Below are 24,662 nucleotides of genomic sequence, written 5' to 3'. Positions count from 1 at the left end.
TTATTCCTCTCTGATGTGGGTGGCGGCTTTGCCGCGCTTTCTTGGGTCTGTTAGAGTGGTTCTGGCGTCTCCATATTGTCGGCTGGCCAATAAGGGCGCTTGCGGTTCTCCCAGGCAACATCCTGAAGTCTGAGCGGCGTGGCTCCGGGACCATGCAACGCAATGTACTCTACATCATCCGACAGCAGCTTGCGAAAATTCATCAGGTTCTTGAACGACACCAAGCGGCAGCCCGAGATATCTATGCCGCAGGCCGCATAGTGTTCGTCCATGTGCTCGTAGACAGCGTGGCTGGCGCACAGCAATTGCAACCCGCCCACCCGCAGCACCGCCGAAGGACCGAGCGACACTTCGGTATTTCCAACCGGTCCGCCCCGATACACAAAACGTCCGTCATGCAGGCTCTCGACCGTCGCCGTCACCTTCACCGGCGGACCCCAGCGCGTATCGAGCCATGCACCGACGCTGAATTCTGCCACCGCACCTACCCCCAGATCAAAGGCACGTTGGGCCGCGTGCGGATCGTAGATGCTGATCGCGGACGACACATCGGGTGCGTGTTTCAGGATTGCAGTAAGCAGCGCCGGAGAATCTCCCGCCGCACCGCCGCCGATGCTGTCAGGAGCATCGATCAACAGAACTGTGCCTGCATGCATGCCAAGAGCCGCGGGAACGGCTTGATCCGCCGTCATGGCCTCGAGTTCGAATGCGTGCCGCCGCTGCCACATTTCATCGAGAATTTCCTGTGCCGCAGCACGGGCACCTGCCGCATCGCCATCTGTCACCGCAACACCGGTGATCCCCACATCCGCCATATCCAGCCACGGCTGAACCGGGAAATAGCTGATGCTCAGCGCCCGTCCCTCCGCTTCCATCGACCGCGCCTTTGCTGCGACCTCGGCCATGGGCGCACCGTCAAGCGTCGCCCCGCCCAGGACCGGAACGATGGCGTTGTACTTGCAAAGCCGGACAACCGGATCAATCTCGCCCCGCAAGGTTTGCACCAGCATGTCGGCCGCCTTGCTGCCGGTTTCAAAGGCATCGACATGAGGATAGGTTTCGTACCCGACAAGAATATCCGCCATTTCAACCATTCGGTCCGTGACGTGTGCATGCAAGTCGAGGCTTGCCGCAATGGGTACATCAGGACCCACGATCTTACGCACCCTGGTCAGGATCGCACCTTCGGGATCCTTTTCTTTGCCACATATCATGGCACCGTGCAGTGCAAGAAATACGCCATCAAGCGGTGCGGCATCCTTCACGCGTTCAGCAATTTCTGCCAGGGTCTCCTGAAAGAACGTTTCTTCGATATGGCCACCGGCCCCGCCTTTTGCGGCCAGCGTCGGTATCGGATCAAATCCCGCTTCCTGAAGGACCCCGATGCCCCCCGCCAGGGCGGTGTTCTTGCCTTGAACATGGGCCAGCAAGGCCTCGCCCCTCAGCAACCCCCTGCGCTCGAAATCTTCGCGCCGCTCGACACGCAGAGACAGGCTGTTGCCCTCATACTCAAAACTCGCGACTGCAACGCGCAACGAACGCCTCCTTCTTTTCACTTGGTTGGCTGCACACGCGCGGAGAGATCTACGTGGCGGTATCACCGGCAAGAGTTGCGGGTCACCCGGTTGTTGTCAATGATGTCGGCGAGCGGCGCTGTGATCAGACAAAGACAAACTGGTTCTCATCAAAGCTGGCGATCTGCGCCGCATTGAACCCGTCGACCCGCAGGCTTTCGCTGCCGTAGTCGATGATCAGATCACCTTGGGCAACGCCGGACCCGTTCACGCGTTCGGAGATGGTCAGGTCTGCCACAGTGGTAGCCCCCCAACCACTGAGGTCAATCAGGTCGGTGCCCAGTTCGAAGTCATAGATCCTGTCCTGTCGATTGTCGCCCGCGATGAACCGGAAGGTATCGGCCCCGCTGCCGCCACGAAAGAAGTCCTTGCCCGCATCGTCGGTAAACTGGTCGTCGCCCGCGCGCCCGTTGAGTACCTTGACGGATCCGCCGGACAACAGGATGTCATCGAAATTCGTTCCCTGCAGCCGTTCGACGCTGACATAGGTATCGCCCGCCGCAATGCCGGTGCTGTTGGCCGTATTGGCGGCATCCACGGTCAGGGCGGACGAAGACAGGTGGTAGAACACCTCGTCATTGTTGCCTGCGCCGCCGTCATAACTGTCGGCGCCGTCACCGGCAAAGAAGCGGTCACGCCCAGCGCCACCCTCGATGGTGTCATTTCCTGCGCCATCGTAGATGCGGTCGTCTCCATCAAGGCCCTGAATCACCTGACCCTGCGCATTGATATAGTCGCCATCTGCATCGAAGTAGGATCCGTTGATCGTGTCATTGCCAGCAGTGCCGCTGACAATACCATCGCCGCTATTGGGCGCGAGGGTGAAATGCGCGGCGTCAAGGCCGGGGATGTCCGCGGTCTCCAAACCATCCAGTCGAAGGCTCTCGGAGCCGAACCTGACAACCAGCCGACCAAGAAGGCTGCCCGAACTGTTGGTGGCCTCGGTGATCGACAGGTCATTGAAATCAATGGCTCCCCAAGCGCTGATATCGATATGATCTGCGCCAATCTGAAAATCAAAGACCCGATCCCGTGCGCCGTCGCCCGCGACAAACCGATAGGTGTCCGCGCCATTGCCGCCCCGGAAATTGTCCTTACCGGCATCGTCGGTGAAATCATCGTCGCCGGAACGGCCGTTGAGCGTGATTGTTGCACCGCCCGACACCAGAATGTCATCGTGATTGGATCCTTGCAGGCGCTCAATGCTCGCATAGCTGTCGCCCGCCGCAATGCCGGTGTTGTTGGCCGTATCGGACATATCAACCGTAAGGCCGACCGAGGAGCGGGTGAAATAGACCTCGTCGCGATTGCCCGCGCCACCGTCGTAGCTGTCCGCGCCGTCGCCCGCAAAGAACCGATCTCTGCCCGCCCCACCGGACACGGTGTCGTCACCGGCGCCATCATGGATCCGATCGTCACCTGACAGCCCCTCGATCGCCTGGCCGGTATCGTTGATGCTGTCGCCGTCAGCATCCATGTAGGCCGCGTTGATCAGATCGTCGCCATTGGTGCCGGACACGATCCCGTCCGGTCCCGCGGCCTGCCAGGCAGCCAGGTCGACACCGGTCAGCGTAAGGCTGTCACCGGTTCCGAACGCGATCAGAACGTCTGAGCCGGACTGCGAAATCGCAACACCTACGCTTGTCTGGTTGGGGTCGACGAGCGCGCCATCGATCTCAACCTGATCAGCGTCGATGTCGAAATCTGTAACCACATCGGCCCCACCTCCGGTGCCAACGCGGATCAGATCTCGGCCTTCTCCGGTGGTATAGGTATCGTCACCGCCGCGTCCCTCCAGCGCGTTGTCCGCAGCAGAGCCGGTGATCTGGTCGCCGCCGCTACCGCCGATGACGTTTTCGATGTTGATCGCCGTTTCCAAGCCGCCCGCCGAGAAATTGACAGTGCCCGCAATCAGATCAAAAGTCGCCGCTTGCGTCAGGTATGAGAAATCAAGTGTGTCGACTCCATCGCCGCCGTCAAACGAGTCCAGCCCGAGGTTACCGATCAGGATATCATCGCCTGCTCCGCCCTCGTGGATGTCGTCGCCATCCTCGCCGTTCAGCGTATCGTTGCCGCCATTGCCCTGCAGCAGGTCATTGCCGTCATCGCCGAGAAAGGAATTGCCCGCGCCGTCGCCCAGGAAGGTGTCATTGTTGCGACTGCCTTCGGCATTTTCGACGCCCCGCATGGTCAGCGTGAGCGTCGAGAAACGCATCTCTTCACTCACGAAATCAAACACCGTCGCAGCCATGTTGAAGCCGATCCGGACAGTATCGTTGCCTGCGCCCCCCAGGAAGGTGTCCTGTCCGCCGCGCGTGACCAGAATGTCGTCCCCGTCGCCGCCATCATAAAGGTCGTTGCCGGTGCTTGAGCTGTAGATGTAGTCGTCGCCGGCCTCACCATAGAATTCGTTGTTGCCGTAGCCATCTGTCAGCGTGTCATTGCCCGCGCCGCCATAGGATATGTCGTCGCCGGTCACGCCATCCAGCCGGTTGTCCTGATCGTTGCCCAGCATCAGGTCGTCACCGTTTCCGCCGACCACGTATTCGATATTCTCGAACCGTTCGATACCGTAGGAATTGTCTTTCCAGGCAAAGTAGCCCTTGCTCATGTCGACGATCAGACCCGGACTGGAGCTTGTCGGGTATTCGTTCTGAAGCTCGAGCCGGTCATAGCCGTCGCCACCATCGAAAAAGTCAATGCCATCGCCACCGTAGAAATCATCGTCCCCGGCCCCGCCATAGAGCATGTCGTCACCGTCGCGCCCGAACAGAACGTCATCGCCCGACCCGCCATGCAGCGTGTCACCGCGTTCTGCGCCATAGAGAGTGTCGTCGTCCGCACCGCCATAGAAGAGGTTCGCGGCGTAGCCATTGCCGATGATCCTGTCCTCGCCGGCGCCGCCAAGGGCAATATTGTCGCCGTCGGAGAATTCAAGCCGGTCATCGCCGGCCCCGCCTACGACCACATCATCGCCCGCGCCTGCATTTACGGTGTCGTTTCCGGCTCCGGCCTGAATGACGTCAACGCCGTCGCTGCCGTTGATCGTTTCTCCAGCAGCAGACCCAAGCGTCTGTTGCCCGGCGGCATGTTGCCAGGTTTCCAGATCAACATCGTTCAGGATGACCGCGTCATCGCCACCAAAGGTTACGAAGGTGTCGCCGTTGATCGCTGCAACGGTCACGCCCGCCGGCACATCATTTGGATCGATGTATTTTTCGTCGACGATCAAAATGGTCCTGGCGACATCGAAATTGCCGATGCGCAGCGCGTCTGCGGCTTGGGCATTCGTTTCGGTGACATAGGCGTTGCGGTCAAGATCAATCTGGTCGGATGCGGTATCCGTCCCGTCGATGATCAGTGTCGCGGTGCCGGCCTTGATGACACCGCTCGCATCTGTCGCCGAATAGGCAACCGTCTCGCTGGCAGATTCCCCCGCGTCGAGCCAGGCGTAGGCGCCACCCTGATCCAGCGTCAGGCTGCCATCCGCCTCGACCGTCAGCGTCGCGCCGGATGCAAGGCGCACCACAAGTCCGGGAGTGACGGCCTGCCCCTCGATGCTGACAAGGCTGATCGGATCGCCCTGATACTCTAGATCATTGGCAATCAGGTCGATCGGACCGGTAGCAGCTTCGGCAACCCTGATGAAATCATCGATCACAGCGAACTCTGTGATCAGCGGCCCCGCGATCTGGGCATAGGTCAGGGTCACATCGTTGAACTGGACGAACTCGACATCGTCATAAATCGTGTCAACGGTGTTGCCGGTGGTGATCGCAATCCCGCCTTCGACAAAGGCATATCCCGCGCTGGTGCTGTCGCCAGAAATGCGGGCGGTATCTATGCCCACACCACCGTAGAGGTGGTTGGTCTCGACGTTGTCGGAATAGCCGCTTTCGGTATCGCCCACCAGCGTGTCATTGCCCAGACCGCCGACGAGCGTGTCGTCGCCGCCATCACCTACAAGTAGGTTGTCGGCATCACTCCCCACCAAGAGGTCATCCGAACGGGATCCGATGGCGTTCTCGATACTGATCAGCGTGATTGTTTCACCAAGCGACTGATAGATGGCCTGACCCGCACCCAGATCGACCACGAGATTATCCGACCACCAGAACTCTGCCGTGTCATTTCCTTCCCCGCCATCGAACAGATCGTTTCCGGGAGTCAGGTCGCCAAAGATGTTGGCCTGGAAGCCAGCGATCAACCGGTCGTCGCCCGCTCCGCCATACAGGAAATCATCCCCGCTGCTGCCATTCAGCTCGTCATTCCCGGCCCCGCCATAAAGCCGGTCATCATGCCAGTAGGACGTGGTGAGCTCATCGTCACCGTCCTCGCCGTGCAACTCGTCGATGCCGCCAAAGCCGTAAATCCGGTCATTCCCGGCACCGCCGTAGATGAAATTCCGCTGATCGTCACCACCAAGGTAGTCGTTGTGGTCGGAGCCGCGCAGGTTCTCGATATTGATCAGGACGTCGCCAGAGGCCTCGCCGCTCTGAAAGCTGGTATCACGCAGACGAATGCCCACACGCTCGGTCGCGCCTGCATAGCTTGCCGTGTCATTTCCGGCCCCGCCATCGATGGTATCACCGCCGGTGCCGCCAGCGATCTCGTCATCGCCACCGCCGGCATAGATGCGATCATCGCCGCCACCGCCATTGAAGCGGTCCGAGCTGTTATAGCCATAAAGCTCCTCGTCGGTTTCATCGCCATCGATCTGTGTTTCCGGGACCGCCCGTTCCTCTTGCAAGGCACCCCGCGCCGCGAAGGCATCTTGCCCCAGTTCCGAATTCTCGAAGGTATAGTTCGCATTGGCCGCATCCAGCACATTGTCCGGCCAACTCATGTAGCCGTCATCGAACTGTACCGTGAAGGGCACCGCCATCGAGGCTTCGATCTGCACGAGGCCCGACGGGTTGTCGCCGCGGGTGTGATACCCGATCACGTTCTCGACGACGATGCTGGAGCCGGTGGCATTGACCCTGATTTCATAGGATCCGACGGTCTGATAATGATCGACGGTTTGCGGCTCGAAATCGAAAGTCCACCAGAAGAACGGATCGAAATCCACCACCTGGCTGCCCAGAAAGATCTCTTCGTACTGATAGGAAATCGTGACGTCGCTGGAATTGATCCCCTCAAACCGCACCAGATCGACACCGCGCCCGTCGCCGATGATCAGATCATTGCCAAACCAGGTGTCGCTGTCGCTGGCGTCCTCTGAGAGAACGATGGTCAGATTGTCCTGCTGATCATAGCTGCCATGAACCTCGCCGATGGCCAGGTAGGTGTCGTGACCCGCGCCGCCCTCGAACACGTCCGTGCCGCCCGAATGCAGGAACACATCCGATCCCGCACCCCCCTGGATCATGTCGTCGCCATCCGTGTCATAAGCCAGCAGCTTGTTCAGGTAGGCGTCGAAATCCTCGCCTTCCCGGAAGTGTTCGCTGGCACCATTGTCATAGAGGTAATCTGCCCCGTCACCGCCATCGATGGTATCATTGCCGATGCCGCCATGCAGATCGTCATGCGCGGCAGAACCGACAATCGTATCGTCCCCTTCCGCGCTGTAAGAGGACAACCGGATGTTCCTGACGTCTTGGCCCATCTCGTCGATCAGGTGATAAGACGCCTCATCATCGAAATCGGTCAGCTCGTAGACTTCGAAATTCTGCAGCACCATGCGACCGCTGCCACCGGTGTCTTCAAGCCGGTAGGCGCGATTGGCGGGAAACTCCTGCGCGATGAAAATGCTCTCGGCGGATTCAGCGATAGAGAAGACGTTAGTCCCGAAAAAGCCACCATGGACCAGGACATCCATTCCGCTCTCAAGTGCCGCAACCTCGACATAGTCGCTTTCGTACTGGGTCAGATTGATCCGTTCGACATTCTGAATGAGGCTGCCGTTCAGCAACAGGTGTACCGGGCCGGTGATGTACCGGTAGTCAAGGATGTCGAATCCTTCGCCGCCATTGACCAGCCCGCCGCTGCCGACGGGCGTCCCATCGTGGGTAAAGTCCAATCCGGCGGCGCGGGGGTCTGCATCAAGATCCGGGATCCCTCCTGTCAGGGTGATCGACGGATCGACAACGATGAAAACGTCATCGCCGCCACCGCCCGACAGGTTGTCGGACTGTCCCAGATCGTTCTGGTTGTAGTATCCGACAATCGTGTCGTCGCCCGACCCGCCCAGAACATTGTCCCGGTCAAAATCATCACCCGCGACGATGACGACATCATGGGTTCCGGACGCATTGGTAAGGTAATCTGCGCCCTGGCCACCGTAAAGAGCGTACACCTGATCTCCTGCGGCGAAGACGGTGTTGGCATTCATGACATCGGCATTTCCGGTGCCGATCCAGGTCTCGTTCCCCGGCTCGTTCAAAGCGGTTTCAAACGCCAGGATGTCATAACCGGTTTCCGACACGCTACGCAGGATCGAGGTCACAAAGGAATTGGAATTTACCGTTGGCCCCCAGAACAGATCGCCACCGGGCAGATCCACGGTCTTGTAGGTAAAGATGTCATCGCGCGCGACGGCGGCCGCCTGAAGTGCTGCCCACACATTCTGTTCTTCGGGTCCCGCAAAAACCAATTCGCGACGGCGATCCTGCGCAGCTTCGTCACCATGTCCGGCGGCCACCAGTTGCTCGACCGTCAATCCAAGGTCGTCGTCAAAGCTACTGGTGAGCCAGGCATCTTTGCTAACGGACAGCGGGTCGTCAACAAATTCGGCATTCAGGAGCGACCCCGCACCAGTGTTGGCAGTCGATGTGGGATACGCCCCGATCGTGGTCCAGGCTGCGTAGTTCAGTTCTTCGCCAATCGGGACGTAGACCAGATATTCGTGACGCGCGAGAATGTTCCCGTCAAACTGGATACCCTTGGATTCAATATAGATTGGCATTAAACGCGTCCTTGTTATGTGATCACTTGGTGGGGCCAGACGTGACCCAGGTTATCTTGCCTTCAAACATCAGCACACTTGACTCTGCCAAGCATCCGCCAGTGCGCCATCGCGCGAACCATGGTCGCGGCAGGCAAAAGACCAACCCCCGGTCGGCACGATACGACGCCTCCGCGCGGCCATAGCGGCCACCTGTCAAATCCACGGCTTTGGCAAGGCGCCAACCGCCCGTCTCGAACCACGCATTGATGGTTGTTTCGCTGCATGCAATCCCGGAGAGGGATGCCCCGGATCGGTCCCAGCTCAGCTCGGAATAGGCCCCATCAGAGAGAACCCAATCCAACGCCGACAGCTTCGCCTCACAATCGCCATCTGCGACCGCTGGCTGCGAGGTTCCGGCAATGGCTGCGACGAGGCGCATGGATGCGATGAAAAGTCGCAAAAGAGACTTGGACCAAGACGCGCGGCCCTTTGAAACGATCCTGCAATTCTGGCTGCGTCCACGCCCGCGAGGTCGATCTGCAATCATTTTCCCCGGCGTCCCATCACTTGTTACGACTGTCTACATTTTAACGCTCAAATCAGCCCGAGCATAGATAAGGGATCGTCTGTGGGCCAGCCTGATTTGCCACGGTCCCCTGACGCCCGGCTCAACGCGGAGGCGGCACCTCGCCGATATCCCAGAACAGTCCGGCCATGACCCGAAGCGCGTCGCGGCAAAGCGGACGCAGAACATGTTCGTTGGGCGCATGTTGCGAGCAGCCCCGATAGCTGTGCGGCACCCAGACGGTCGGCAGGCCCAGAATTTCGGCAAAGCTGTCATTGGGCAGCGATCCGGCGAGGTTGGGCAGCACATGCGGCGGGTCGCCGGCGGTGCGGGTCAGGCTGTCACGGACATAACCCACCCAGGGATGGTCCGGGTCCAGCCGCGTGGCACGAAAGAATCCCCGCTCATGGGGGATGATCTTGACCGCGTCAAAGCCGTGTCGATCCAGATGCCGGCGTAGCGCGGGCAGGATGTCTTCGGGCTCGGTGCCAACTACATAGCGCAACTGGCACGTTGCCCGCGCGCTGGATGAAATCGCGTTGACCGGGGCGTCGGGCACACCCGAGGTCATCGCCAGAACCGCAAAGCTGTTCCAGCCATAAACGCGTTCGGCGGGCGTCAGACTTTCCTCGCCCCAATCCGCGTTCACCTCGGGGCCGTCGCCTTCGGATACCGGCAGGCCCTTCAGCGCTGCGCGGATATCGTCGGTCAGGCTGGTCGGGCGCCATTCCTCGATCTGAATCTGCCCGCGCGCGTCGGAGATCGACGCCAGCGCATGGGCGAGGATCATCGCCGGATCGGCCAGCAGACCACCCCAGTTGCCTGAATGATGCGCACCGTCGCGCAGATCGAGCGTGAGGTCGAAGCTGATGCCGCCGCGCGATCCCATGAACATGGTCGGCGTGTCCGGTTGCAAGCGCGGGCCATCGGAGGCAATCAGCACATCGGCAGCCAGCCGGTCCCGGTTCTGTGTGAAAAACTCAGCAAGCCCGGCAGACCCTGTTTCCTCGCTCGTCTCGATCACGATCTTGACGTTGAACCCAAGACTGCCGCGTTCCGCCAGCACGGTTTCCAGCGCCACGATATTGATCAGATGCTGGCCCTTGTTGTCCGCCGTACCCCGGCCATACAGCCGATCGCCCTCTCGCACCAATTTGAATGGATGCAGCCCCTCGCGCCACTGACCGTGCTGGGCGCGGATCACGTCGCCATGGCCATAGGTCAGAACGGTCGGCAGGTCGTCGCCTTCGATGCGTTCGCCAACCAGAATCGGGCCGCCATTGGACGCAGGGTTGTCGAAAATCTCACAGCTGAACCCGGCCCTTTCCAACCGAGGCTGCATCGCGTCTTGCAGATACCGGTAGAGTTGCGGGCCACTGTCAGGCTTTTGGCTTTCGGTCGGGTAAGCCACCAGTTCCGCCAGTTGAGCCTGAAAAGTGCCAGTATCGAAAAAGTCGGAAACGTGGTTTATCGCGTCGTCACGACTCATGTCTGATCCTCGGCTATGGCGTCGCCCCAGGGCGACATGATCTCTGTGCAGCCGGAGTTCCTGTCCTTTCGCCGCATGACACCGGCGGGGCAGGCAAAGGCATAGGGAAACACTGTGCGCCGCGTGGTCACAACGTCATGCTCTGCGGCCAGCGCAGCCAACACATCGTCAGGCAGGCTGTCATCGGCGACAATTTTTGGCCCACCCGACACATCAATGCGCGGCTGGTGGAACGCCGCCCCGACGTCCATGCCGTAGTCCGCCACAAAGGATGCCATCTGGACCATCGCCGAAACGATCTTGCGTCCCCCCGAGGCACCGAACGCAAAGCGCGTGCCATCGGTGGTTTCGCCCAGCACAGGGCAGACATTCATCAGACAGGCCTTGTCCGGGGCCAGCGAATTGGGCCGCCCCTGCACCGGATCAAACCACATGATGCCGTTGTTCATCAGGAGCCCGGTCGAAGGCGAGACAACCCGGCTGCCAAAGATCGACAGCAAGGTCTGGGTTTGCGCGACCATGTTGCCATGCCGGTCAACAATCGAGAAATGCGTGGTGCTGCCCGGGCTTTGCGGTACTTCGCCATCATCGCCCATACCCGACAATCGCGCCGCATAGGCGGCTTTGAGGGCATTTGCATAGGCCGCATAGGTGCCCGCGCCGGGGGACGCTCCGCCCAGCCCATCCAGTCGGGTGATCGCGTCACGAAAGGTCGGCCCAGCGGTAAGGCCGGGCAGCACGTGGAACCGCCCTGCCCCGTGTGAGAACGCAAGCAGATCGACGAATGATGCGCGATAGGCACGCAGATCGGCGTGGGACAGGCTGCCGCCCTTGGCCTGCACATCGGCGGCCATGGCGGCCCCCAGATCGCCGTCATAGAGTTCGCGCGCGCCCTTGTCGGCCAGTTCCGCCAGCGATGTGGCCATTGCGCTCATGTCGATGCGCTTGTCCGACAGGCTCGTCCAGCCAGCGATGGTGGGCCACTGCCCGTCTTCCAGAAACAGCGCTGCCGCGTCCGGGTCCGCCGCCAGCGCGCGGGTCGCCGACGCAATGATGAGCGCCGCGTACCAGTCGACATGCAGCCCGCCCCTTGCCAGCTCAATCGCAGGCAGCAACAGGTCGCGCCATGGCATGCGCCCGAACCGCGCATGTGCCTGCCCGACCCCATCGACCAGACCGGGCACGGCAATCGCAGCCGCGCCCTGCACGTTGCGGTCGCCCACGACCTGCTCCCACGGGAACAGATCGCCCGCGATACCGGCGCCTGACAGTGGATAGTCATCCGGGTTCAGCTCCTTGGGAGAGCGCATCCCGTAGTTCAGCGCATAGGCGCGGCCCTCGTCCGCGCGCCAGAGCATCATGCCGCCGCCACCTGCGGGGCCGCTCATCCATGGCTCGACCACACCGATGGCAAAGGAGACCGCAGTCGCCGCATCGACCGCATCGCCCCCCGCTGCCAACACCTCTGCACCGACGCGAGCAGCAATCGAATGCTGGGCTGCGACAACACCGTGTTCGGTTTCGATCACCGTCTTGGTGATCCGCTGACTTGCTGACAGATTCGGGGTCATGCGGCTGTCTCCGGTTTCAGTGGCGCACCCGTGTCCAAACCGCGTTCGGCATCAAACAGATGACATTCGACATGGCCGTCCTCGCTAACCACCGCGCGCGGCGCGGTCTGCACGCACTGCACCATCGCGCGCGGACAGCGCGGATGGAAATGGCAGCCGGGTGGCGGCGCGATCGGGTTGGGGTACTCCATGCCCAGTTGCGTGTCAGGCACCCCCTGTCCCGGATCGGGCGTCAGGACCGACGTCAGCAACGCCTGCGCGTAGGGATGGCGCGGCGTGTCAAATAACCCGCCGACAGTGGCCTCTTCGACGATGCGACCCAGATACATCACCGCAACGCGGCTCGCGAGGTGTTCGACCACCGCCAGATCGTGGCTGATGAACAGGTAGGTCAAGCCGAATTCGTCTCGCAGTTCGCCCAGCAGGTTCAGGATCTGGCTCTGCACCGACACGTCCAGCGCCGAGGTCGGTTCGTCACAGATCACGATCTCGGGCTTCATGATCAGGGCGCGGGCGATGGCAACACGCTGTCGCTGTCCGCCGGACATCTGGTTGGGATAGGTCTGCATCACCCGCGCGGGCAACCCGACGATGTCCAGAATGTCGCGCACGGCCTTGTTCTGGCTCGCCGCATCGCCCACCTTGTGAACCCGCAACGGCAGAGAGACGATATCCTCGATGCTCTTGCGCGGGTTCAGCGAGGAATAGGGGTCCTGAAAGATCGGCTGGATACGCCGGGCCAACTTGCGCCGGTCGGTCGACTCGACCCGCTCGCCATCCACCAGCACCTCGCCGGTCGTCGGCGCTTCGAGACCCAGCAGGATCTTGGCCAGTGTGGACTTGCCACAGCCGGACTCCCCGACCAGACCCAGCACTTCTCCCCGTCCGAGTGTCAGCGACACGTCATTGACCGCCGTCAGCGGCTTGGGCTTGCCAAATAGTCCCTGTTTGACGCTGTAGGTCTTGGTCACACCGCGCAATTCGAGAACCGGGGCGCTCATGCGGAAACCTCTGCGGCACCGCGATAGCCGCTCTCGTGCACGCATCGGAACAGGTGATCCTTGCCCGCCGCACGTCGCGGAATATCCGCGCGGCAGGACCCGACCGCCTGATCACAGCGGGTCCGGAACGGACAGCCGGTGATGCCGCCCACCAGACTCGGCACGATACCCGGAATGGTACCCAACTTGGCGCCGCGTTCGGTCTTGCCCGGTTGCGGGATACAGCGCAGAAGGCCGCGCGTGTAAGGGTGCATCGGGGCGTTGAACACCTGCGCCGCACTCCCGGTTTCCACCAGTTCGCCCGCATACATCACCGCCACCTTGTCGGCGACACGGGCGACGACACCAAGATCGTGGGTGATGAGGATCATCGCCATGTTCATCTCGCTCCCCAGATCGACCAGCAACCGCAGGATCTGGGCCTGGATGGTGACATCCAACGCCGTTGTCGGCTCGTCCGCGATGATCAGTTCCGGCTCGCACATCAGCGCCATGGCGATCATGACCCTTTGGCGCAAACCGCCGGACAATTGGTGCGGATACTGCGACAAACGGCTGGCAGCGGCGGTGATGCCGACCTTTTCCAGCAGTTCGATCGCCCGCGCACGGGCCTGTTCCTTGCCAACCTTTCGATGCAAGAGAAGTGCCTCTGCCAGCTGGTCGCCGATGGTATAGGCGGGGTTGAGCGAGGTCATTGGTTCCTGAAAGATCATCGCCATTCGGTCGCCGCGCAGGGCGCGCATGGTGCGCTGCCCCGCCTTTCTCAGATCAGTGCCGTCAAAATCCATCCGCGTGGCGCGCCGGTCGATCTTGCCGCCCAGCAACCCCATAAGCGCCAGCGAGGTCAGCGATTTGCCGGACCCGCTTTCGCCGACGATGCACAGGGTTTCGCCCCGGTTCACGTCAAAGTCGATGCCGCGCACCGCGTTCAGGGTACCGCCGCCGACAGGAATGTCGATGGTCAGGCCGCGCACGGAGAGGAGAGGTTCAGTCATCGCATTCTCACCGGTTCTCGGGAGCGGTCACGTCGCGCAGCCCGTCGCCCATCAGATTGATCGCCAGCACCAGCACAAACAGCACTGCACCGGGGATCAGCACCAACCAGGGTTCGAACAGCATCATGTTCTTGCCTTCTGACACCATCAGCCCCCAACTGGGCGTCGGCGGCTGAACACCAAGGCCCAGAAACGACAGCGCCGCTTCCAAAAGGATCGCGTGGGCCATTTCCAGTGTCACCACCACGATCAGGTTGTTGACAATGTTGGGCATGATTTCCGACAACAGAATGCGCGGTGTGGAACACCCGACAGCGCGCGCGGCGGCAACATATTCTCGGCCCCGGACCTGAAGTGTGCTGGAGCGCATGACCACAGCGAACCGGTCCCACAGCAAGAGGCCCAGCACAACGATCACCACTTCGAGCGAGCCGCCCATGATCGCCACGACCGCCAGCGCCACCAGAACCACCGGCATCGCCAGCCGCACGTTGATCAAAAAGGTAACGACGGCATCGACCTTGCCGCCGAAATACCCGGCCGCTACGCCCATGGCGGTGCCGATCACGCCCGAGATCAGCGCTGCAATCGTGCCGATCAACAGCGACACCCGCGCGCCATAGATCAGGCGTGACAGGTAATCCCGACCCAGATGGTCGGTGCCCAACGGATGATCCCACGTGCCGCCCATGAATACAGGCGGTTGCATGCGTGCCATCAGGTCCTGCGCATAGGGATCATGGGGCGCAAGGAACGGCGCAAACACGGCAACCAGCACCAGGAGGCCCAGAACCACGGCCCCGATCAGCAGACCCTGATGGCCGAACACCCGCTTGCGCAGCAACTGGCCCGGCGTCGGACCGGTGATCTCTGCCAATAGCGGATCGGAGGAGAGATCGGCCATGTCAGCCCGCCCTCATGCGCGGGTCGAGCCAGGCATTCAGAACGTCCGACAGAAAGGTGAAGATGATGTAGAACAGAGAAAACACCAGGATCAGCGCCTGTACCGTTGGCAGATCATTGCGCGCAATGCTCTCCCACGCGAGATAGCCGGCGCCATGCAGTGCGAAAATGCTCTCGACCACGATTGAGCCGCCGAGCATGAACCCCATCTGCACCGCGGCAAGGCTGACCACCGGGATGATCGCATTGCGCAGGGCATGCTTGAACAGCACCCGGCCCTCGGACGCCCCCTTGGCCCGCGCGGTACGGATGTAGTCTGATGACAGCACATCCAGCATTCCGGCGCGGGTCAGCCGCATGATCGCGGGCATTGCGTAATACCCGAGTACGATGGTCGGCATGACGAAATGGGCCCATGTCGCCGTGCCCGATGGCGGCAGCCAGCCAAGCTGAATGGCAAAGACCACGATCAGGATCAGCCCGAACCAGAAGGACGGCATCGCCTGCCCGGCAACAGACAGGAACAGCGCCACCCGGTCGATGATCGAATTGGGCCGGATCGCCGCCACGACGCCCAGAGGCACAGCGGTCAGCAGGGCAAAGGAAATGCCGCAAACTCCCAGCAGCATGGTGATCTGCAAACGATCGGCGATCAGGGTGGTGACCGGCAATTTGAAGTAATAGCTTTCGCCCAGATCACCGGTCAGTGCGCCGGAAAGCCAGTCCCAGTATTGCACGATCATCGGGCGGTCAAAGCCATAAAGCCTGCGGATCGCTTCGACATCCTGATCGCTGGCGGTTTCCCCCGCCAGCGCCGCTGCCGGATCACCCGACAGAAACAACAGCGAAAAGCTGATGATCGACACGGTCAAGGCCACCAGCAGGGCCAATCCGAGCCGTTTCAGGATGAATTGAATCACGGGCGCACAGCCTTCCTGCTAGGGTCAAAGGGCACGGTCACGCCCTTTGACAAGCTCTGCGGTCTCAGTTCCAGCGCATCGTGGTGAATCGCAACACTTCGTCGGGTGTCGGGGTGTACGAGACGTCGTTGTTGAAAACGTAGTTGGTGTTGTAGCTGAACATCGGCACCCAATAGGCCTGATCGGCGATCTTCTTCAGCGCCTTGGAATAGTATTCCTTGCGCTTTTCCGGATCGGTCGAACTGTCGGCGATATCGAGCCAGTCCTTGATCTCTTGATCACGGGCATCATCCAGCGAGCCGAATTTGAAGAACTGGCTGGTGATCGCAGAGGTATCGTTGATCGAATAGCTGCCCCAGGTCTGGAACGACACCGGTGTCCCTTCTTTCATCCGCAATTCGCGCAGGGCGGAATATTGCAGCATGTTGAAGTTGGTCTCGATCCCCACCGCGTTCAGGAAAGACGAGATCGCCTCTGCATAATCGCGGTTGCGATAGGCATAGAAATCGGTCGCGAACCCGTCGGGATACCCGGCCTCGGCAAGCAGCACTTTTGCCTTTTCAGGGTCGTATTCATAGCTGGTTACATCCTGCTCGCAGCCAAACTGACTGGGAAAACAGGCGGACGAAATGACCTGGCTCTTGCCTTTGAGCAGCGCGCCCACCAGCGCCTCGCGGTCGATGGCATGGGCAACAGCCTGCCGGACCGCCAGCTTGGTGAACGGGTTGTCCTCACCGGTGCGCCCGGCGGCATCCAGTGTGAGGTAGCCGATCCGCATGGTGCTTTCATTGGCGACGGTGAAATTGTCCATCGCTGCCAGCTTTTCGGCCTGATCCGCAGGCGTCTGCCAGATCAGGTCCAGCGTTCCATTGAAGAGTTCCGCAATCTGGGTGTTCACGTCCGGGATCGTGCGGATGTCCACCTTGCCGATTTCCGGCTGTCCCTTTGGACTGTCATGATAGGCTTCGTTCTTTTCCAGAACGAAATGCGCGCCCGGTACGACTTCGACCACCTTGTAGGGGCCGGTGCCAACAGGTTGCAGGCCCATGCCGCTGGCTCCGGCTTCGGCGTAATACTCGTTTGGATACATCGACACCGGACCCGAAAGAAATTCGATGGCTGCCGGGAACGGCTCCTTCAGCAGGATGCGCACGGTATGGTCGTCGATCTTCTCCGCCGATTTCATCCAGTTCACGTTGCGCTGCGTCTTTACACCATTGGCCTCTTCAGCGATAAAATTCACTGTATAGACCACGTCGTCGGCATTGAACGGTTCGCCATTGTGGAACGTCACGCCTTCGCGCAGCTTGAATTCGATGGTGGTGTCGTCGATCCAGTCCCAACTGGTGGCAAGGTTGCCCTTGTATTCATTGGTTTCGGGATCGCGATACACCAGCCCGTCCCAGACCGCGCGCTGAAGCACAACGCCCTCACGAGACGAATTGAAATAACTGTCGACGTTTTCCAGTTCCTTGGTAAACGCCACGTTCAGCGTGTCGTCGGCCTTGCCGGCCCAACCGGCACTGGCGGCGACAGCGCCAAGCACGGCCGCCAGAACGGCCGGTTTCAGAATTCCATTGATCATGTCAGCTCCCATATTGTCGATGCCGGATTCGTATGCCCGGTCATTGGTCATGAGGCACCGTAGACTGGCCCGGCGCATGCCTGCAAGGCGCGCAGTTGCAAATCGGCCCGCGAAACGGTCAGAAGATGCGTGCAACGACATCTTGCCAGAAATCCGGCCCCCTGGCGCGCAAACGGCGACCCGTTTTTCGCGGCGGCTCATGAATAGGCGGATTGCGGCGACGCCTGTCGGGCCGCTCGCGCGCATATCGATACAGGGTCATGGATTCCATGCCTACGCAATTGTGGGGTTGTATGTTATATTACCTTCACAACTATTGGGACTGAGACGTTCCGGGACAATTGGTCCCGGTTCGAGGGCTAAATTTTGAAGAGCTACATGCTGCTGCCCGAAGGTTGCGCGTGTGTCTTCGAGAATTCGAATTAATGGCTATGCATCGGGAGAGGCGGACACACTGTCGATCCCGAACTAGGATTTAAGATGGCCGAGCAACTGTTTCTTCGCGCAATGGCGTGGAGGTTCGTCTGTTACGACGACTGACATCAGAAAAACAGTCCAACGACCAGCGATGATGGAGTGCTGACGGGCAACCATCACACGTGGGATTCCGTCGGTGTGTCCATCGCGCGCTCAAGGCAATCGCCTTTGGCGCACAGAAGGAGACCGGCTGGGCCAATTGCAGGTCTGGCTTGCAACGGAGCGATCCCTTCGAGGGTTGCTTCATCAACCAATTTGGAGAAATAAATCATGAAACTTCTTGCATTACTGCGTTCGACAACGGCTGATTTTGAGCCCGAGACCGAAGACTTCATCGAACTGACTGCGGCAGAAGCAACTGCGGTTATCGGCGGTATGCCACCCCCTGATCCTGCAGAAATCTATGACGAGGGTGACGAAGGCGACGAGGCCGACGAAGGCAACGAAGACGACGAAGGCAACGAAGACAACGAGGCCGACGAAGGCAACGAGCCGCATCTGTTTGATGAAGGCAACGAAGGCAACGAGATCACGCCCAACGACGAGGGCGATGAAGGTAACGAGTTCACCCCTTTGGACGAGGGTGACGAAGGTAACGAGTTCACCCCGAACGATGAGGGCAATGAATTCAACGAGTTCACGCCGTTTGACGAAGGTGACGAAGGCAACGAGCCGGCCGATCCCGATTTCGCCGGCAATGAAAACGACGAAGGCAACGAAAACAACGAGAATGTAGGCATCTTCCAGGAAGGCGACGAAGGCGACGAAGGCAACGAGGACAACGAAGGAAACGAGTTCGATACCGGTGACGAAGGCAACGAAGGCAACGAAAACAACGAAGGCAACGAAAACGACGAAAACGACGAAGGCAACGAAAACGACGAGGACAATGAAGGCAACGAGAGCCTCTTTGATTTCGAGGATGAAGGCAACGAAAACAACGAAGGCAACGAGGGCAACGAAGGCGGCGAAAGCGACGAAGGCGACGAAGACAACGAAGGCAACGAAGGCGACGAAGCCAACGAAAGCGACGAAGGCGACGAGGGCAACGAAGGCGACAAACCCGGCGACGAAGGCAACGAAAACAACGAAGGCGACGAAGGCGACGAAGCCAACGAAGGCAACGAAAACAACGAAGGCGACGAAAACGACGAAGGCGGCGAAGGCGACGAAGGCGACGAGGACAATGAAGGCAACGAAAGTCTCTTAGACTTCGAGGATGAAGGCAACGAGAACAACGAAGGAAACGAAGGCCCCGGGATATACCAGGAAGGCGACGAAGGCGACGAAGGCGACGAGGACAACGAAAACAACGAAGGCGACGAATTCGACGAAAACGATGAAGGCAACGAAGGCGGCGAAAGCCAGGACGAAGACAACGAGAACAACGAAGGTGACGAAGGCTCGTCTTTTGGCAACATCTACCAGGAATTCGATGAAGGCGACGAAGGCAATGAACCGCATCTGTTTGATGAAGGTAACGAAGGCAACGAGCCCAACGACGAAGGCGATGAAGGCAACGAGCCTAACGACGAAGGTGATGAGGGCAACGAATCCACCCCGAACGACGAAGGCGACGAGGGCAACGAACCCAATGACGAAGGTGACGAAGGCAACGAGCCGTCTGATCCTGATCTCGTAGGTCTCAACGAGGGTGATGAAGGTAACGAAGACGACGAAGCCGACGAAGGCAACGAAGGCAGCGAAGCATCCTCTGTCGATGAAGGCGACGAAGGCGACGAGTTCACGCCTGGGGACAACGGCAACGAAAACAACGAAGGCAACGAAGGCGACGAGGGCAACGAAGCCGGAGCCGACGAAGGCAACGAAAACAACGAAGGAAACGAAGGCAACGAGGGCGACGAGCCTGGACGCGATGAAGGCAACGAAAACAACGAAGGCAACGAGGGCAATGAAGGCAACGAAGCCGGAGTTGACGAAGGCGACGAGGGCAATGAGACAGGCCCGAACGACGAAGGAAACGAGGACAACGAAGGAAACGAAGGCGACGAAGGCGACGAAGCCGGAGTGGACGAAGGCAACGAAAACAACGAAGGAAACGAAGGTGACGAGGGCAACGAAAGCGGGGCCGACGAAGGAAATGAAGGCGACGAGGGCAACGAAGGCGACGAGGGCGACGAAGCCGGAGTCGACGAAGGCAATGAAGGCAACGAGGACACGCCCAACGACGAAGGCGACGAAGGCAACGAAGCCGACAACGAAGGGTCCGAAGGCAACGAAGGTGATGAGCCTGCGCCTGCTGCCGGGTTTGCCTGTGGCGCTGATGGCGGTGCCGAAGAGACAGATGCCTGCGGCACAGATGCTTGTGCGGTCGATGCAGGTGGTGCGGCAGCGGGTGGCGAAGATGCCGACGATCTGCTCGGCGCCGATCTCGCGGGCGGTCTGGATGATCTGGACGCCGGCCTGTAAGGCAGAAACAGGGTAAGCGACATAGCAGGGCGACACGCCAGTCGCCCTGCGGATCTCACCCTACATGCTCTTTCGGTTGACGGCCCGGTTTTTCGAAACCGGGCCGTCAATTCGAGTGTCGCCACCGCGCGACAGGTTACCCTTGATGCAGGATCTGCAAGGATTCTGCGTTTTCAGTTCCGGCGTCAAAGATGTCCCGCGCTGTCGTGCCCAAGGCCTCTCCCGTCAGTTGTTGCGGTAAACGAAGGTCAACTGTCTGCTGGCACCTTTTGGCGGGCGCGGGAACGGCGCGGCCTTTCGGACCTGCGCCTTTGCCGCCTCATCGATTTCCCGCACTCCAGCGCTGTTGATGATCCTTACAAAAGCCAGCGTTCCGTCCGGATTGATTTCAAAGAAAACCCATGCCGCCCCCTGAGCAGAGCCTCGAACAGTCAGGGACCGGTTGAGATGGGCCAGAACCTGACCGGCATAGTTGGTGACGGTCGAATTTCCGGAACCGCCCGAGTCAAGGAAACCCGATCCACCGCCATTCTGCCGGACGACCAGATCGGTCTCGCCCCGCAAATGCGCTGCCAGCGGCGACTCGATCAGAGGCGGCGACAACAGCTCGCTGTATTTTGTCGAGCTGTCACTTCTCGCCGCGGTCTCGGTTGTGGGCTGGCGTTCGGGAAGGCGCGGGCGTGGCGAGGCGACGACCGCCAGATCAGAGCTGTCGGTTTCGGTTTCGGGCGTCACCTCTTGCACGCCCTCGGGATCAGGCTCGACCGCCACCTCGGGCGTTTCGGGCGCAAGCGCCTCACGCTCCACCGGGGCGACGGGCTCCGCTGGTGGCGGCAAGGCGGCGATCTCTTGTGGCTCATCCGGTTGCGGCGCGGGTGCGGCGGAAGGCTCAGGCGCCACTTGAGGCGCGACCGGCTCGGATACTTCGCCCGGGGACCCCTGGGGCGCAAAAACCTCCTCCGGCGTCGGCGAGGCCACAAGGGCCTCGGAGGTCGTTATCTCCGAAGGGGTGGGTTCGGGCATCGGTTCGGGCGAAACGGGTTCGGATACTGCTTCGGCAACATCTTCGAACGCATTGCCCAAGGCCACGGCGTCGGTCGAGCTATCCTCGACGGAAGGTCCGGTGGCACGGCCCGATGTAAGCGCCAGACCGAGGAAGTGCACCAGGAGTGACAGCAAGACAGCCGCTGTTGCGATGCCGGCGGATCGCCGGATCATTCCAGCGCCCGCGCGGTCACAAGAATGACGGATGGCGCACCGAGACGACGGAGGCTTCCGGCGACCTCGATCAGTCGAGACCCTGGAACATCACGGTCCGGCACGATCCGCACAGGCCCCGGCACATGAACGGCCATATAGTCCGCCGGTTCTGTCGGCACTCCGCGAAAACTCAGCGTTCCGTCCCTGTGCAACACCAGCGCGTCCGGTGGTTCACGCCCCTCAAGACCCGCCGTATCGACAAGCTCCAGATCAGGGTCGAGCGGTGCCGCCACCGTTCCCGCAATCAGGAAAAAGATCAGCATCAGAAAGACGACATTGATCATCGCGATGGTCGCGTCGCGCTGCTTGCGTGGAGTCGCGGGGCGGATCATGCGCCTACTCCAGAACAATGACGGTCAACCCGTCACGCCCGCGCAAACGCACCAGCAGATCGACCACCCGCTGCGCCGAGGCATCCGCATCGAGGCTGACCAGCACCCGCCCCGTTTCGACCTGCGCGCCCAGCTCGTCCAGCGTGACCGGCGCGCCGTTCAACACCAGCCGCTCTGCGCCAACCTGCACGAAAACCTGCTCGGACGGGGTGTCCGGCGTCGCGGCCCCGCCGGTGGCCTGGCTCAATTCAATCTCGCCAAAGCTCGAAAACGTGGAGGACAGCATGAAGAACAGCAAGAGCAGAAAGATCACGTCGATGAGCGGAGTCATCGACATCCGCCGCCTGACAAAGGGCGCGGCGTTACGCATGGCTTGGCGCGGCTGCCGGGCCACTTGCCCTGACGTCCGCAAGATCCGGCTGGCCCGGTGCCAAGACGGTGCGCAGCGCCTTGTCCGCAAAGACTCGCTCGCGCGCAGTGCGGCTTTCGAACCAGGCCAGGATCATCGAAGTCGGCATTGCCACGGCCAGACCAACCGCCGTGGTCAGCAAGGCCACCCAGATCCCCCCCGCCAGCAAAGACGGGTCGACCGACGATCCGGCGTCCTGCAAGCTCTGGAACGCCTCGATCATGCCGAGAACCGTGCCAAACAGGCCCAGCAGCGGCGCAAGTTGGGCGACCGTATCCAGAAAGCGGAAACCGCGTTCGAGCCCCGCGAGCGCCAATCCTGCCTCTGCATCAAGCCGCCCTTCCAGACCGGGTTGATCGGCTGCGTTCATTGCAGTGCCCAGAAGCGGGGCGAGATAGCTGCGGCTCTCGGTGAGACGCGCGCGCGCAGCCTGCCGGTTGCCGCCATCCCACGCCTCCAGTGCCTCGGACAGCACCTTGTGGCGACCGACACCACAGGCCGCAAATTGCCAGAGCTTGTAGAGCGTGACCCCTAGCGCCAGCACCGACATCACGAACAGGATCGCGACGACAGGCCCGCCAAGGGAGAAGATTCCGAGCAATGCATCAACAGGGTTCATCCGAGCAACTCCACCGCAAGCCGGCTGCTGAGCGACAGCGCCTTGTCGCAGATATCGCTCTCGGCGCCTTTGACAATGCAGGAGTTCGCGCCGTTGATCAGCGCCTTGCCCACCGTGTCGCAGGCGATCTCGGGCACTTCGAACTGGCGCACCCGCAGACGCTCTGCCGGCAGGTCGCGAAAATTGAAGAGCGACAGGCTCACCACCCCGCCCGATGTGTCGAAAATCACCGTCTCGAACACCGCCTTGTCGATCTCCATTCCGGTTTCATTGTTCACGAGAAACGTCAACCGGCACGCCCCACCGACATCCTGTACGGCGTTGAGTTCAAGGGAAAGGCTCATGGGCGTACTCTCGGCGGACTGTGCCAGCGCCAGGACTGGCACCGCACCGGCCAGCAGCACGCCAAATGCGAGACGACGAAACGACATGGGCGGGTTCCTTACTTGTGCAACGCCAGGCATGACGCCACGACCCGGCTCGCTCCGCCCCATATCGCAGATGAAAAGCAAGCGAAAGGATAGCAGACATTATTGTGATCAAAGGCGACACAGGACCTTTTGCGCGCAACCATGGTACATTTCCAACGCACCCACGTCAGGACAGAGCACGAAAGCTGCGGGCGCGTTCCCGCCGCCACGCCAATCAAAAGCGGTCCGCCCTTCAGAAATCCATTCTCCTGCGGCGAATGCTCTGGTGTTGTACCCTCACACGTCTGGACACTTGCCAAGCCCGTCCCGCTCGGGCTTTCTGCTCGCATGATCTCTCCGAACGGAAAGGAAAACAGGATGACGGCCACGCCCCCGCGTATGCGACTTCCCGGGATGGAAGGATTGAGAGTGGCGGTGACGGCAGGCGGCTCCGGTATTGGCCTCGCCATCGCACGCGAATTGAAAGCGCAAGGCGCACGACTCGCCATCTGTGACGTGGATGCGGCCGCTCTGGACAGCGCCAGGGCAGAACTCGGCGCGGAGGTGGCCGATATCGCCGATGTATCCGATCCGGACCAGGTCGGAGATTTCTTTGCCAATATCAAGGCGACGATGGGCGGGCTGGATGCTTTGGTCAACAACGCAGGTATCGCTGGCCCGACGGGCGGCGTCGAAGATATTGACCATAAGGACTGGGCGCGCTGTATCGATGTATGCCTGACCGGGCAGTTTCTCTGCGCCCACCACGCCGTCCCAATGCTCAAGGCCGCCGGTGGTGGCAGTATCGTCAGCATGTCGTCGGCGGCCGGGCGGTTCGGCTATGCCTACCGGACTCCTTATGCCGCCGCGAAATGGGGCGTGATCGGGCTGACGCAAAGCCTCGCAAAGGAGCTGGGGTCGGCGAACATTCGCGTCAACGCGATATTGCCCGGCATCATCGAGGGGCCACGGATCGAGGGCGTGATTGCCGACCGGGCGCGCCAGACCGGGGTCAGCCACGAGGAAATGAAGGACGACTACATCCGCCGGATTTCATTGCGGCGGATGACCCCGCCCGAGGACGTTGCCGATATCGCCGCGTTTCTGATTTCGGATGCCGGGCGCAACCTGTCAGGCCAATCGTTCCCGGTTGATGGCAACGTAGAGGCGCTTTGATCGCCGGGCAAATCCATTCACACCAAACAAACAGAGGCGAGTTCCAAGGGAGACTGA

At 60.7% G+C, this 24,662-nt stretch carries 17 protein-coding genes; 2 read left to right on the top strand and 15 right to left on the bottom strand.

The window, feature by feature from the left end; genetic code table 11:
- Positions 1 to 50: 50 nt before the first annotated feature.
- The 10 genes from QO231_RS11860 to QO231_RS11815 all read right to left on the bottom strand — a co-directional run bounded on the left by QO231_RS11860 (position 51) and on the right by QO231_RS11815 (position 17,492).
- Positions 51 to 1,535, bottom strand: a complete 1,485-nt coding sequence (locus QO231_RS11860; protein WP_316776349.1) for a M81 family metallopeptidase — start codon at positions 1,533 to 1,535, stop codon at positions 51 to 53.
- A 124-nt stretch (positions 1,536 to 1,659) separates the two neighbouring features.
- Positions 1,660 to 8,481, bottom strand: coding sequence for an Ig-like domain-containing protein (locus tag QO231_RS11855; RefSeq protein WP_316776347.1), 6,822 nt, complete (start codon positions 8,479 to 8,481; stop codon positions 1,660 to 1,662).
- A gap of 22 nt (positions 8,482 to 8,503) precedes the next feature.
- A complete protein-coding gene (locus tag QO231_RS11850) occupies positions 8,504 to 8,902 on the bottom strand; it encodes a hypothetical protein (RefSeq protein ID WP_316776345.1) in 399 nt (132 codons plus the stop codon).
- A 229-nt stretch (positions 8,903 to 9,131) separates the two neighbouring features.
- Positions 9,132 to 10,517 carry a M20 family metallopeptidase gene (locus QO231_RS11845; protein ID WP_316776343.1) on the bottom strand — a complete coding sequence of 462 codons (1,386 nt, stop codon included), beginning with the start codon at positions 10,515 to 10,517 and terminating at the stop codon, positions 9,132 to 9,134.
- Entirely contained in the window at positions 10,514 to 12,088 is a 1,575-nt protein-coding gene (locus QO231_RS11840; protein ID WP_316776341.1) for a gamma-glutamyltransferase, read from the bottom strand. Before QO231_RS11840 ends, QO231_RS11845 begins: the two co-directional genes overlap by 4 nt.
- Entirely contained in the window at positions 12,085 to 13,089 is a 1,005-nt protein-coding gene (locus QO231_RS11835) for an ABC transporter ATP-binding protein (RefSeq protein ID WP_316776340.1), read from the bottom strand. The genes QO231_RS11840 and QO231_RS11835 overlap by 4 nt, the downstream gene beginning before the upstream one ends.
- Entirely contained in the window at positions 13,086 to 14,084 is a 999-nt protein-coding gene (locus tag QO231_RS11830; RefSeq protein ID WP_316776339.1) for an ABC transporter ATP-binding protein, read from the bottom strand. The genes QO231_RS11835 and QO231_RS11830 overlap by 4 nt, the downstream gene beginning before the upstream one ends.
- Before the next feature lie 7 nt (positions 14,085 to 14,091).
- Positions 14,092 to 14,988, bottom strand: a complete 897-nt coding sequence (locus QO231_RS11825; RefSeq protein ID WP_316776337.1) for an ABC transporter permease — start codon at positions 14,986 to 14,988, stop codon at positions 14,092 to 14,094.
- Between the two features lies 1 nt (position 14,989).
- Positions 14,990 to 15,907 (bottom strand): ABC transporter permease, encoded by a 918-nt coding sequence (locus tag QO231_RS11820; protein WP_316776335.1) that lies wholly within the window; start codon positions 15,905 to 15,907, stop codon positions 14,990 to 14,992.
- Positions 15,908 to 15,971: 64 nt separating this feature from the next.
- On the bottom strand, positions 15,972 to 17,492 hold the full coding sequence (locus QO231_RS11815) for an ABC transporter substrate-binding protein (protein ID WP_316776333.1): 1,521 nt from the start codon (positions 17,490 to 17,492) through the stop codon (positions 15,972 to 15,974).
- 747 nt (positions 17,493 to 18,239) lie between these two features.
- On the opposite strand from QO231_RS11815, the gene QO231_RS11810 reads away from it, so the two are divergent.
- Positions 18,240 to 20,399: a hypothetical protein gene (locus tag QO231_RS11810; protein WP_316776331.1), complete on the top strand. Its 2,160-nt coding sequence runs from the start codon at positions 18,240 to 18,242 to the stop codon at positions 20,397 to 20,399.
- Between the two features lie 225 nt (positions 20,400 to 20,624).
- On the opposite strand, the gene QO231_RS11805 is transcribed toward QO231_RS11810, so the two are convergent.
- The 5 genes from QO231_RS11805 to QO231_RS11785 are packed head-to-tail and all read right to left on the bottom strand — an operon-like array spanning position 20,625 to position 23,450.
- Complete coding sequence (locus tag QO231_RS11805) at positions 20,625 to 21,617, bottom strand: energy transducer TonB family protein (protein WP_316776330.1); 993 nt, start codon at positions 21,615 to 21,617, stop codon at positions 20,625 to 20,627.
- Positions 21,614 to 21,991, bottom strand: a complete 378-nt coding sequence (locus tag QO231_RS11800) for an ExbD/TolR family protein (RefSeq protein WP_316776328.1) — start codon at positions 21,989 to 21,991, stop codon at positions 21,614 to 21,616. The genes QO231_RS11805 and QO231_RS11800 overlap by 4 nt, the downstream gene beginning before the upstream one ends.
- Positions 21,992 to 21,995: 4 nt before the next feature.
- Positions 21,996 to 22,322 (bottom strand): ExbD/TolR family protein, encoded by a 327-nt coding sequence (locus QO231_RS11795; protein ID WP_316776326.1) that lies wholly within the window; start codon positions 22,320 to 22,322, stop codon positions 21,996 to 21,998.
- 31 nt (positions 22,323 to 22,353) lie between these two features.
- The gene (locus QO231_RS11790; RefSeq protein WP_316776323.1) at positions 22,354 to 23,019 is read right to left on the bottom strand and encodes a MotA/TolQ/ExbB proton channel family protein; all 666 of its coding nucleotides are present in this window, start codon (positions 23,017 to 23,019) and stop codon (positions 22,354 to 22,356) included.
- On the bottom strand, positions 23,016 to 23,450 hold the full coding sequence (locus QO231_RS11785; RefSeq protein ID WP_316776321.1) for a hypothetical protein: 435 nt from the start codon (positions 23,448 to 23,450) through the stop codon (positions 23,016 to 23,018). The genes QO231_RS11790 and QO231_RS11785 overlap by 4 nt, the downstream gene beginning before the upstream one ends.
- Before the next feature lie 357 nt (positions 23,451 to 23,807).
- On the opposite strand from QO231_RS11785, the gene QO231_RS11780 reads away from it, so the two are divergent.
- Positions 23,808 to 24,605, top strand: coding sequence for an SDR family oxidoreductase (locus QO231_RS11780; RefSeq protein ID WP_316776320.1), 798 nt, complete (start codon positions 23,808 to 23,810; stop codon positions 24,603 to 24,605).
- Positions 24,606 to 24,662 lie beyond the last annotated feature (57 nt).

The organism is Sedimentitalea todarodis (genome assembly GCF_032595355.1).
Classification (GTDB): Bacteria; Pseudomonadota; Alphaproteobacteria; order Rhodobacterales; family Rhodobacteraceae; genus Sedimentitalea; species Sedimentitalea todarodis.
Note: the sequence above shows the minus strand (reverse complement) of the source record. Positions and strands in the feature narration are given on the sequence as shown.